Source organism: Psychrobacter sp. S4(2024) (assembly GCF_036861305.1).
GTDB classification, from domain to species: domain Bacteria; phylum Pseudomonadota; class Gammaproteobacteria; order Pseudomonadales; family Moraxellaceae; genus Psychrobacter; species Psychrobacter cryohalolentis.
In genome coordinates this window covers 640,553-653,557 of sequence record NZ_JAZAQR010000002.1, presented here as the reverse complement: position 1 = coordinate 653,557, position 13,005 = coordinate 640,553, and the positions used below count along the sequence as shown (strand labels likewise).

General features: G+C 40.2%; 10 protein-coding genes. 5 read left to right on the top strand and 5 right to left on the bottom strand.

Features of this window, described 5'->3' with window-relative positions; translation table 11 throughout:
• Positions 1-185: 185 nt before the first annotated feature.
• The 4 genes from yidC to rpmH form a co-directional block, all read right to left on the bottom strand.
• Positions 186-1,880: a membrane protein insertase YidC gene (gene yidC, locus VLA57_RS07690; protein ID WP_133104025.1), complete on the bottom strand. Its 1,695-nt coding sequence runs from the start codon at positions 1,878-1,880 to the stop codon at positions 186-188.
• A gap of 218 nt (positions 1,881-2,098) precedes the next feature.
• Complete coding sequence (gene yidD / locus VLA57_RS07685) at positions 2,099-2,473, bottom strand: membrane protein insertion efficiency factor YidD (protein ID WP_133104024.1); 375 nt, start codon at positions 2,471-2,473, stop codon at positions 2,099-2,101.
• 1 nt (position 2,474) lies between these two features.
• On the bottom strand, positions 2,475-2,846 hold the full coding sequence (gene rnpA / locus VLA57_RS07680) for a ribonuclease P protein component (protein WP_133104023.1): 372 nt from the start codon (positions 2,844-2,846) through the stop codon (positions 2,475-2,477).
• A gap of 186 nt (positions 2,847-3,032) precedes the next feature.
• On the bottom strand, positions 3,033-3,167 hold the full coding sequence (gene rpmH, locus VLA57_RS07675) for a 50S ribosomal protein L34 (protein ID WP_007394757.1): 135 nt from the start codon (positions 3,165-3,167) through the stop codon (positions 3,033-3,035).
• 656 nt (positions 3,168-3,823) lie between these two features.
• Here rpmH and dnaA point away from each other — a divergent pair.
• From dnaA to VLA57_RS07650, 5 genes are all read left to right on the top strand, one after another.
• On the top strand, positions 3,824-5,269 hold the full coding sequence (gene dnaA / locus VLA57_RS07670; protein WP_133104022.1) for a chromosomal replication initiator protein DnaA: 1,446 nt from the start codon (positions 3,824-3,826) through the stop codon (positions 5,267-5,269).
• Between the two features lie 160 nt (positions 5,270-5,429).
• A complete protein-coding gene (gene dnaN, locus VLA57_RS07665) occupies positions 5,430-6,605 on the top strand; it encodes a DNA polymerase III subunit beta (protein ID WP_133104021.1) in 1,176 nt (391 codons plus the stop codon).
• Between the two features lie 166 nt (positions 6,606-6,771).
• Positions 6,772-7,980: a DNA replication/repair protein RecF gene (recF, locus tag VLA57_RS07660; protein WP_133104020.1), complete on the top strand. Its 1,209-nt coding sequence runs from the start codon at positions 6,772-6,774 to the stop codon at positions 7,978-7,980.
• Between the two features lie 499 nt (positions 7,981-8,479).
• On the top strand, positions 8,480-11,095 hold the full coding sequence (gene gyrB, locus VLA57_RS07655) for a DNA topoisomerase (ATP-hydrolyzing) subunit B (RefSeq protein WP_333954758.1): 2,616 nt from the start codon (positions 8,480-8,482) through the stop codon (positions 11,093-11,095).
• 124 nt (positions 11,096-11,219) lie between these two features.
• A complete protein-coding gene (locus VLA57_RS07650; RefSeq protein WP_333954757.1) occupies positions 11,220-11,801 on the top strand; it encodes a manganese efflux pump MntP in 582 nt (193 codons plus the stop codon).
• Positions 11,802-11,914: 113 nt separating this feature from the next.
• On the opposite strand, the gene rlmF is transcribed toward VLA57_RS07650, so the two are convergent.
• Complete coding sequence (gene rlmF / locus VLA57_RS07645) at positions 11,915-12,952, bottom strand: 23S rRNA (adenine(1618)-N(6))-methyltransferase RlmF (RefSeq protein WP_133104018.1); 1,038 nt, start codon at positions 12,950-12,952, stop codon at positions 11,915-11,917.
• Positions 12,953-13,005: the final 53 nt, after the last annotated feature.

The following is a 13,005-nucleotide window of genomic DNA, read 5'->3' as shown; positions in this document are numbered from 1 at the left end:
ACACTGACAAAACAATCTTTAAAGAGCGTAATCTCCTCATTGTAAGTCTTTTCCAATATCATCTAGCTTGACTGCAGCGACTATAGCGTAGTCTTAAGTAGGTATTCATACCAGATATGACATTAAGGGCATAAAAAAACCACCGCCGTAGCGATGGTTTTTTAAAATTATAAACTATTAAATGGTTAATCCAGTACCTTAACCGTACGAAGCTTTTGCTCTTCTTCTACTTTTTTATTGACGATATATTGATGCGTCATACTAAATAAGTTATTCACAGTCCAATATAGTACCAGACCTGCTGGGAAGAACAGCATGAACGCGGTGAAAATAATCGGCAAGAATTTCATGACTTTCGCTTGCATCGGGTCAGCTGGCTGTGGATTAAGCTGCTGCTGAATAAACATCGATGCACCCATTAATAGTGGCAAAATAAACCACGGATCCATCGCTGATAGATCTTGAATCCACAAAATCCACGGTGCATGACGTAGCTCAACACTCTCAACCAGTACCCAATACAAGGCTAAGAAAATCGGCATCTGCATTAGAATCGGCAAACAACCCGCCATTGGATTGACTTTTTCTTCTTTGTACATTGCCATCATTTCTTGCGACATTTTCATGCGATCGTCGCCATGCTCTTCTTTTAATGCAGCAAGGCGCGGTGCAATCGCACGCATCTTCGCCATTGAGTAGTAGCTCTTGTTTGAGAACCACATCAATGCCAGCTTCACTAAGATAGTCAATAGAATAATTGACCAGCCCCAGTTACCGATGACTTTATGAATACCATCCAAAATACCAAACAATATCTTTGATATTGGCCATAACAGACCATAATCGACCGTCTGATTTAACCCTACTGCTACATCCTTAAGCTCAGATTGTACCTTTGGGCCTGCGTATAGCGTCGCATTTAAGGTTACTTGCTTGTTTGGTGCAACATTGACAGGCTGACTGTTAAAACCGATAAAGTAATCATCACCTGTTTCGCGGCTAAAGAATTTACCAGTAAAGTTTTCAGGCGTCCATGCTGACACAAAGTAATGCTGCACGATGCCAACCCAACCTTTATCACTGGTTGTGGTCAATTCACCATCATTAAACTTACCAAACTTCAGCTTATTATAGGGATCATCGGGTGTACCCCAAGCGCCGCCCAAATAGGTTGCCATACTAAGCGCACCTTTATCAGACATACCGGGATCTTTACTATCATCACGCTTTAGCTGCGCAAACATCTGACCTTGCCATGCCGCTGTAGAAGCATTTTGAATCTTATAGCTGATATCGATAGGATATTTATCGTGAGTAAAGCTAAAAGTCTTAGTGACTGTCACGCCATCTTTTTTATACGTAAGCGGCACTGATAACGTTTGCTGGCCTTTTTCCATCACGTAATTGTTAGCGGTATGGCTGTATTTGGCACGACCTTCTGCGGTATCGATACCATTTTGACCAATCAGACCAGACTGAGCCACGTAAACGCGGTTACTGTTGTTTTCTAGCAATACAAAAGGCTTATCGCTATCAAGGGTCGCATCATACTGCTTTAGCGCAGCATAAACGATGTCACCGCCTTCTGGATTGATTTTGATGTCATAACGATCAGTAGTGACTGTGATTAGTCCTGCATCAGTAGCAGGTGTAGCAGTCACAGCGCTATCAACTGTACCGTTGTCGACAGGTAGCGTCTGTACTGGAATATCACCTGCTGCACCGCTAGTAGAAGGAATATCGGCTCCTACTGAAGCTGCAGTTTCTGGCACCGTGTCTACAGCTGGGGCATCTGCATAATCATCACGCCATGCCAAAATCAGCAGATAAGCGGTGATTAACATCGCAATGATGATCATCACCCGAAATATCTTTTGCATAAACCTTTCCTAGATTAAAAAATTAGGGAATAAAAAAACTAGGGCATGTGTTATGACCACCACACAGCATTGGCCCAGATAGTGAACGGTAATGTCAGCAGTCAATCACATAAAATGTTCATCATTTTACTAAAAAACGATTCTAAATGATACCAACAGTGTGGATAACTTGTGGGTAACTAGGTAGATATGCTGAAACGCCTAGTAAAGCTTACGTCTTAGGTCAATTTCATCATATGATTTAGGCGAGTAACATAGCCATGATTATCTCGATAAACATAAAAACCGTGAAACTGTCCATGAGCTACTAGATTACGGGACAAGTATTGATAGCGATAAGAAGCTAAAGGTAGAGGCACAAAATCAACTCCATGTCCGCCTAATGGATGACAGCGACTAATGCGTTTTAATAACAGTAAACTCCCATTCCAAACACCATACCAAGCTAGAGCTTGCTTACCATAGTTTGAACAGGTTGGATAATATCGACACCGAGCAGGTAATATGGGACTTATTATTTTTTGATAAAAATCAATAAAATTATATATTAACTTATATAAGTATTTATTTATTATTTTTATAAATAAACTCATATTATTTTTTTTCTATTTTTTTAAAAATATTAATTACTTCCATTTTTATTTCTTTATTACTTAAGCCTTTAACAGAATTTTTAACGATAAAAACAATGTCTTTATTTTCTAAACTAGAAGCTTTTATTCGAAACTGCTCACGTATTTGACGTTTGATTAGATTTCGCGAAACTGCCGTAGGGACTTTGCGCTTGGTGATCGCCATACCGACTCGTGGCTGCTCATGAGTGTTAGTACGCACAAACGCCATCAGATGGCTCTGATGTAGCTTACGCTCAGGCGCGTCAAAGACCTCACGAAAGGCTGCAGGCGTGAGTAAACGCTGCTCTTTAGTAAAGCGGGCATTTAGTGTCGTTGGAGGAGTATTAGACATAGTACAACCTAGTATAAGAGATGATAACGATGGTAGAAATAATAACAAAATATAGAGACAAAAAAAGCGCCGATGTGGGCGCTTTTAATATATGGCTAAGTGTCAGTTGTGATGATTGACTATCGCAATCTATAAATAATAGAAACACAACAAGCACTATGAGCCATGCTTATCGCAATCTACTGATTATACAGTAAGGCGATGACGTCCTTTAGCGCGGCGACGAGCTAAGACCTGACGGCCTTTTTTAGTTGCCATACGAGCACGGAAACCGTGAGTACGTTTACGCTTGATCACGCTTGGTTGGAATGTACGTTTCATAACTCACCTATCAAAATAATGGACTAAATTCGTAATAACGGAGGATTATATCATTGCATAGGATGTGGGTCAATAAACTATTCACTACGTTTTAAAGCAGCGTTATATTGCTCTTCGATTTTTTACTTTTTGTAGAAAGCTGATGGATTTTAAAAACTCATCTAAGAAGTTAGTCATCCTTTGCGTACTTGATGAATTTACTACTGTAAATCTTATTATCTAGTTTGAAAACAATTTGTATTATTGGCGATGATTTTTAAAGTTATCCACAATTTTGGTTGATTCTTATAATAATTAATTGATTAATATATATAGATATTGTTGTTATTGGGGTACTGTTTTTCTGTGGCTAAGTGTTGATTTTCCTTTATAATCAAAAATTTAAGCTATGGGTAACCCTGTGTATAACCTGTGGGTGGAATATGGATAACTTAATATGATTACTTATACACAAAAATATCCACAGGCTTATCCCCAGAAAACAAGGTTTTATCCACAGGTTATTTGTGGTAGATTACTCCCCTATAAGATATAAGGTGTTAGTGTACTTTGTAATAGGTTGTTTAACGTAAACCTCAACGCCTTTTTAAACCTAATTCGATCCATTCTTACAATAAAAAATGCTAATACTTTGAACTATAGGGCTACTGATATTCATGATAGATACAGCAAATATTTGGGATAAATGCCTAAACGACTTACGTTATCATGTCAAAGATAACGTGTTTACCATGTGGTTAAGACCATTGTCAGCTCATCAAGAAAACAACACTTTAATCATTCTTGCACCTAATGATTACTTTGTAACTTACATCAAAAAGAACCACTTAGAGGATATTCAGCAGTTGGTTGCTAAGCATAGTCAGGGAAGTATTGAAGAAGTTATTGTACGTGTTGATAACGCTGGTCGCGATATCGATGATAGTAGCTCGCTGCAATCGGGATCATTATTCTCAGAAGATAACCTCTCCCCTACCCCTTCAAATCATGATTTTGAAACGATTCATCATAATAATGCTAAAGCAGATATCGATGCCAATATGCGTCATGCGGAAGCCATTGACTCTGCTGATGCGAAATCCTTAAATTATTTAAATCCTGATTTTACCTTTGAAACCTTTGTCACAGGTAAGTCTAACAATCTTGCTTATAAGGCGTGCTACGAGCTTGGTAAACGTCAATCAAAAAATCGTCACAATCCTTTGTTTATATATGGACCTTCTGGTTTGGGGAAAACCCATTTAATGCATTCAGTAGCACATCGCTATTTAAAAAATAATCAAACTTTTTATTATTTCACTTCTGAAAAATTTATTAATCAATTGGTTTATTCATTAAGAAATAATAAAATAGAAGACTTTAAAAAGAAAATAAAAAAAGTAGATTTATTAATAGTAGATGATATTCATGTATTAGCTGGAAAGACTAAAAGTAGTAATGAGTTTTTAACATTGTTTGCAGATTTTACTAGTGGTGATAAACAGCTGATTTTGGCATCTGATCGGCATCCATCACAAATGACTGAATTTGACGAGCGCTTTAGATCTCGTTTTTCTTGGGGCTTAACGGTCGCAGTTGATCCGCCTGAAATTGATACGCGCGTACAAATCTTACAAAGGAAAGCCGCCTCTTATGGAATGAGCCTTCCTAAAGAATGTGCGTTATTCATCGCTCAAAATGTTGTTTCTAATGTGAGACGTTTAGAAGGTGCTTTAAACCAGGTATTTGCCAATGCTAACTTAACCGGCGCCCCTATTACTCTTGAAATGGTGCAATATGCCTTAAAAGATATTGTTGCCATGCGCGTACAAGCCGTCAATATGGATAATATTCGTAAAGTGGTCGCTGAATATTATGATGTGACGATTAAGGATATGCTCGGTCGCAAGCGTACGCGTAGTATTGCTAGACCTCGCCAAATAGCGATGGCACTATCACGAGAGTTGACCAGCGAGAGTTTTCCTGAGATTGGGCAGTCTTTTGGAGGACGCGACCACACAACAGTGATGCATGCTTGTGATAAAGTGAATGAATTACGTGCCGCCGATCCAGCGTTTGACAAGGATTACAAGACCCTAGCTTTGATGCTGCAAGCTGGTTAGAAGGCTCTACTATCACTATATTTTAGTAGATAGATATAGTTTATAATGTTGAAAACGGGCGTATACAGACCCCTAATAGATTATCGTCAGTAGACAGGGTATATTAAGTCAATATTCTTTATTTTTACAAAAAGAATCAATCAAATAAGAGTAACTAAGCATGCAATTATCGATTAATCGAGAGTCGTTACTAAAAGCCATTAACTTGATCGCCAAGGCTGCTGATAAACGCCATAATATGGTTATCTTGGGTAATATCAAGCTACAGCTATTTGAATCAGAGCTTGTTTTGACCGCTTCTGATTTAGAAGTAGAGCTGACATCGACGTTGAAATTGCCTGCTGGAGCTTGTATTGAAGCAGGTACGACGACATTGCCTGCCACTAAATTAAGAGATATTTGTAAATCTTTACCCGCTCAAGCACAAGTTAGTCTGATAACTCAAGAAAACCAACGTTGTTTACTAACCAGTGGCAAAAGTCGTTTTACCTTAGGTACATTGCCTAGCGAAGACTATCCAAGTTTGGGTAACCCTGAAAATATCACGCCATTGACGATTAGCCGTAGTCGTCTTATTGATTTGATTCATAAGACCCAATTTGCGATGGCGATTCAAGATGTCCGTTATTATCTAACGGGTATGCTATTTGATGTATCACAGCAGCAGTTAACGACGGTTGCAACCGATGGTCATAGACTGGCATTAGCACGTAGTGTTATTGAAGTCAGTGCTGATTTAAGTATGCAGGCTATCTTGCCACGTAAGGCTGTAATTGAGCTTGAGCGTTTGGCTACCGAGCTGGGCAAAATGCTTGGTGATAAAGACAATGCCGTTACGTTGAGTTTCGGTCGTGAGTTTTTGCAAGTGAGCTTACCATTTGGTGACGTTGATAGTGCAGGGCAGGTTAGTCAGGATTTGATGGTGACTTTTACCGCGCGTCTGATTGATGGTAAATTCCCTGATTATCGCCGTGTGATGCCTAGCAATACAGACAAACTTGCTCTATTTAATCAAGAGAAAATGATGGATGTGCTGCGCCGTGTCGCGATTTTGAGTAATGAGAAGTCTCGCGGAGTAGTCTTTAATTTTGCCAGTGATGGTATGGTAGAAGTACGCGCCAATAATGCAGAGCAAGATGAAGCGGTGGAGATGATTCAAGCTAAGTATCAAGGTGAGCCGATGGAGTTGTCCTTTAATGCTGCTTATCTACAAGACGTGCTAGGTGTCATCCAAGGCGACTTGCAAATGCATATGAGCCAGTCAAATGCATCGGTATTGGTTAATCAGTTAAATGATGAGTTCCATCAGTACGTTATTATGCCAATGCGCATATAATCTATTCTTTAAATGATAGATTATTAAGGTTGAAAGTTATAATTGTTATGGATTTCAACCCTAATCATATTGATGAATTTAAGCTTCCTAAGCTTAAGATTCTATATTTTAATTAAACTTTTGCCTGCTAAAATACAAGCAGGATTTATAGGCGGCTGTCGGTATTATGATTGAACGTCTACAAATCTCTCACTTGCGCAATTTAACGCACATCAATTTATCGCCTGCAGCTTGTAATGTTATTATCGGCGCTAATGGCAGTGGTAAAACCTCGTTACTTGAAGCTATATTCTTGTTATCAAGAGGCAAAAGTTTCCGTCATCATCAGCCTAAACGCTACATTCAACACCATCAAAGTGCTACCACGGTGCATGCCAATCTCAATGACAGCTGTACCTTAGCTATCCAAAAGAAAGCAGATGCAACGACTATTCTGCGTTTAAATCAAACCACCGTTTACAACCAAAGCATCTTGACCGAGCAGCTACCAACATTGCTTATAGACCCATCAACGATGGACATGCTAGAGCAGGGTAGTGCCAGTCGTCGCCAGCTATTGGATTGGTTAGTGTTTCACATGAAACAAGGCTTTCACCCCCAGTGGGTTGCTTATCAACGTCTTTTAAAACAGCGCAATAGTTTACTAAAGCAACGGCGTCATTTAACTCAGGTTCAGCTCGCTGAGCTTAAAGCTTGGGATAAGGGGCTGGCCAGTCATGCAGCGCTGATTCATCATTACCGTCAAGCTATATTTGAAGCTTGGCAGCCTTATTTTTCTAAGAGCATTGCACAGTTATTGCCTGCTTATGCTGAACAATTGAGCTTAAGCTACAATGCAGGCTATGATACTGGTATAGCGCTCGACATACAGCTTAACGAACGCCTAGAGCAGGATTTGCAGTTGGGTTATACCCGTATTGGTAACCATCGTGCTGATATTCACGTACATTGGCGCTCGATAGGCTCAAGACAGATAGCTGATGAGAATCTAAACTCACCTTTATCAGCGGATTCGACTATTAAACTGCCTATTTTAAAAGAGCAGGCGGCTAATATCTTATCTCGTGGAGAGAAAAAACTGTTGATTACGGCATTGCGTTTATCACAATTACCATTGTTGCTTAATGCTAAAACTAATAGCGAGCTATATAACAGTGACGCTAAATTAAGTGCTACACCAGTAGTATTACTAGATGATATTACTGCAGAGCTAGATGATAAGGCGATAGAGATTTTATTATCAACATTAGCACAGCTACCATGTCAGGTATTTATGACCAGTTTGACAGACAGTATTTTACCTTTAGTACATAAATATTGGGAAAAATCTCAAGTGTTTCACATGAAACAAGGAGCTGTTTTACCAGCTCAGTAGCTTTTACTAGGGTACTGATATCTGCGTTATTAATCCTTATTTTATGTCCTTAAGCGCCCGTCCTCTTGCATATTTCACCCTCATTTTATACCGCATTCTGCTACTTAGAAATCGTTCCCTAAACAGTGACTTACAGGCAAAAAAATGCTAAAATAGAGCTTTATTTTTGTCCTATTCTTAGCAAGTTATCTTACCGTTTTATATGGATCTTTATTATTGGTTGTAAGGACTTAAGTTATTGATAATAATGAATTTGATTCAATATTTTTAAACTTCATAGTTTTAAGAATAATCGCAGTATGGATCAAATAGAGTATGCAGACCTGACATATTTTTCAATCTGGTTTTTTGCCTCTATATTATTTTCTAAAAAGCTTGGGCCAACCTTAATAAAGACAGAATCTGACTACAAAACGATATTATAGATAGCATCATTAAGTATCACCACTGTGGTGAGCTGATGATAAACAGCTGATAATGGCTAGATCAAGGAATGCACATGAGTGACTCATTACCTACCGACCACCAGCAATTAACGTCAGACAGCGCAGTTGAGACTATTGCCGCCGCTGTCGCTCCTGAGGTATTACCCTCTGATTACAGCTCGAAAGACATTCGAGTACTGCGCGGACTAGAAGCGGTGCGCGTGCGTCCTGGTATGTATATTGGTGATACCGATGATGGTACCGGCTTGCATCATATGGTCTTTGAGGTGGTGGATAACTCTATCGATGAAGCGCTTGCTGGTCATTGTGATCAAATTGATATCATTATCCACGAAGATGAATCTGTCAGCGTGATGGATAATGGTCGCGGTGTCCCTGTCGACATTCATCCAGAAGAAGGGGTGTCTGCCGCACAGGTTATTATGACGGTACTGCATGCTGGTGGTAAGTTTGATGATAACAGCTACAAGGTATCTGGCGGTCTGCATGGCGTTGGCGTTTCAGTCGTTAATGCATTATCCAAAAAGCTTGAGATGAATATCTGGCGTGAAGGTTATCATTATCATCAGACTTATACTGATGGTGTGCCTGATGGCGATATTCAGCAAATGGAAGCGACAGATCAAACTGGCACACAAATCCGTTTTTACCCTAGTAATGACGTATTTACTGGTACTATTTTTGAATATGATATTTTAGCCAAGCGTTTACGTGAGCTGTCATTTTTAAACTCAGGTGTACGTATTGTTTTGACTGATGAGCGTATTGATAAGCGTCATGAGTTTGAACACAAAGGTGGATTATCAGAGTTTGTCAGCTATATTAATGCTGGTAAAGATGGCATCAATGATGTGTTCCATTTTATCAGTAATCAAGATGATGGTATCAGTGTCGAAGTGGCGTTGCAGTGGACAGATACTTATAACGAAAAAGTGTTTTGTTTTACCAATAACATTCCACAGCGCGATGGCGGCACGCATTTATCTGGCTTCCGCTCAGCACTCACGCGTTGTTTGAATACCTATATGGATCGTGAAAATCTCTTCAAAAAAGAGAAAGTGGCTGCGACTGGTGATGATGCCCGTGAAGGTCTAACGGCTATTGTATCTGTCAAAGTTCCAGATCCTAAGTTTTCGAGTCAAACCAAAGATAAGTTGGTATCAAGTGAAGTAAAATCTGCCGTCGAATCAGCAATGCACGATAAGTTTAATGATTATCTGCAAGAAAATCCAAGCGCTGGTAAATTAATTGCCGGTAAAATCATTGATGCTGCTCGTGCTCGTGATGCTGCTCGTAAAGCGCGTGAGATGACTCGTCGTAAGACCACATTAGATATCGCAGGTCTGCCGGGTAAATTGGCGGATTGCCAAGAAAAAGATCCTGCATTATCAGAGTTATATATCGTGGAAGGGGACTCTGCTGGCGGTTCAGCCAAGCAAGGTCGTAGCCGTAAAACGCAAGCAATTTTGCCTTTAAAAGGTAAAATCCTAAACGTTGAGCGAGCGCGTTTTGATAAAATGTTATCGTCACAAGAAGTCGGTAATCTAATTACTGCACTTGGTTGCGGTATTGGTCCTGATGAATATAATCCTGATAAAGTTCGCTATCATAAAATCATTATCATGACCGATGCGGACGTTGATGGGTCGCATATTCGTACTTTGCTATTGACCTTTTTCTTCCGTCAAACGCCTGAATTGATTGAGCGTGGTTATATTTATATCGCACAACCACCGCTATATAAAGTTAAAAAAGGTCGTCAAGAGCTGTACTTAAAAGACGATGAAGCACTTAAAGCGTATTTATTATCTTCAACGATTGATAATACTAGGCTGCATATCAGTGCTGATGCCCCTGCGATTACTGGTCAAGCGCTAGAGACTTTATTAAACGATTATAATCAAACGCAGTTGATTAAAGCGCGTTTGCAGATTCGTTATCCAGCCGTTTTGTTGGATGCCCTAACGCATACGCCAAAGCTTAGTACTGATATGACGTATGATAAAGATGCAATGCAAGCATGGAAAGATACGCTACAGACTCAGCTTGAGCACTTTGGTAGTGACTTAAACCCTGAGATTGAGCTGGTGAATATCCATGCACCGCAGCCTAAAAATATGGATGCTGCTGCCGCTGATTTACTGGGTATGAAACCTGGCGTTGCCGTTGAAGAAAGTGATAGCTCTGACACTGAAGCGGTAGTCGCAAAAGCACAATGGCTGCCACGTATTACGGTCTATGTGCATCAGTTGGCCCATCATTATTTGCTCGATGCCAGCTTTATCAATTCGGGTGAGTATACTAAGCTGCTGCGTTTATCAGCTGAATGGAATACCTTGCTTGATGAAGATGCTTTTATTCGCCGTGACGCAACAGCGGGTACAACCAAAGACATCCCAATACGTGACTTCGATTATTTGTGGCAGCAAATGATGCTTGACGCGCGTCGTGGTCTAGCGATCCAGCGCTATAAAGGATTAGGCGAGATGAATGCCGATCAGCTGTGGGATACCACTATGGATCCTGAAAACCGCCGTATGCTGCGCGTCAATATTGAAGATGCTATCGCAGCGGATCATATGTTTACCTGCTTGATGGGTGATCATGTTGAACCGCGTCGTATCTTTATCGAAGAAAATGCGTTAACGGTTTCTAATTTAGATATCTAAATGGCATAATATTGTGAATCAATGAAAAACCACCGCTTTGGCAACCAATGCGGTAGTTTTTTAATATCAAGCCTGTTTCACGTGAAACTTAATTGAATAAATGCTTTAAATAATGGATATAGAAATGATCGAAGTTATTTTACTTGCTATAGCATTGGCAATGGATGCATTTGCGGTATCAATTGGTTTAGGCGCTAAGTCCCAAAAACAATCGTCCGCTTATGTTTTACGTTTAGCGGTTTATGCAGCACTGTATTTTGGTATCGCACAAGGCTTAATGCCACTGATAGGGTATTTATTGGGTGCAGTATTGCTAGGCTGGTTGGCGACTGCTGCCCCGTGGATTGGCGGTGGTATCTTGATTTTACTTGGCGCTAAGATGTTATATGAAGCTTTTAATGGTGAGATTGAAGCGGTATTAGAAGACAGTTTTGATAGAAATATGCAAGAAAAAATCAATCATCGCATGATGTTCACATTGGCTATTGCCACCAGTATTGATGCCATGGCAGCAGGATTTACTTTAAATTTACTGGCACTTAATGCGTGGTTAGCGTGCTCCATCATCGCTATTGTTACCGCTGGATTTGGCTTTTTTGGTATCTATTTAGGTAAGTCTTCTGGAACGTGGCTCGAGGACAAAGCTGAAATGCTTGGTGGATTGGTATTGATAGCCATTGGTATAAAGGTTATGTTTATCCGTTAATAAGCACCATTATTTGGATTAATTCTCTACAATAAAAAGCACCCCTTTGATGATCAAAGGGGTGCTTTTTTGTTTCACGTGAAACTATAGTTATTTATAATCTTAATTATTATTTACTCTTCATCAGTATTAAAACGCCATGCAAGTATACGAGTACTTTTTTGACCTTGACTCATCTCGATGATACGCATTTGGGCGACACCAAGTTGTTTCAACAGTAATTGCAGAGGTTTTACGTTTTCTGACTTAGATACCAGTGTCGTAAACCAGCCAACATGCTCAGCGAAATCTTGACTCTCTTTTGCCATTTTGGTTAAAAAGGCAATCTCACCGCCCTCAGACCATAGCTCTTTATGCTGACCACCAAAGTTTAGGTTTTGCGCGGCATTGCCAGACTTTGTTGAGCTACGGCTGATTTGTTCATTTTCATTCTTACCGCGATGTCGTTGTAAATTATGCTGCTTACGGCTATTGGCTTCCATCGCTTCCTCTAATGAAGCATGAAATGGCGGGTTGCAAACAACCACATCAAAGTAATCTTGGCGACCGATGATGTTTTTAAAGATAAATTTAGGCTCAGGTTGCAGTTTGACTTTAACAGCACTTTTTAGCTTTGGATTGGTTTCACAAATCAGCGCGGCGGTATTGACCGAAATAGGGTCGATATCAGAGGCAGTAAAGCGCCAGCCGTAGCTTTGACTACCAATAATGGGATAAATTGCACTGGCACCCGTGCCAATATCTAGGGCGTGGATTTCTTTGCCAGTTGGCGGTGTATTGTCTTTATTCACATGCGTGGTTTGCGCGAGCAGGTCAGCGATATAATGGATATAGTCGGCACGACCAGGGATCGGTGGGCAGAGATAACCTTCAGGAATATCCCAAAATTTCACGCCATAATAATTTGCTAGTAGTGCCTGATTAAGGACGCGCACGGCGGCACTGTCTGAGAAGTTAATCGTCGACTCACCTTTAGGATTGGTAATGGTGTGCTTAGCAAGCTCAGGCAAAGCGCGAGTCAATACTTCAAAGTCATAACGACCTTGGTGCGGATTGCGCGGATGCAGCTGACCGAGTTTTTTGGCGGTCTCAGGCGATCGGTTTCTGTGATTATTGGCGGTCGGGCGACGGTTCATAGGCTTACTGGTCATAGTATCGGGCTTTGATGTTTGAATATAATGCACCATTTTAGCAGATTTCACGA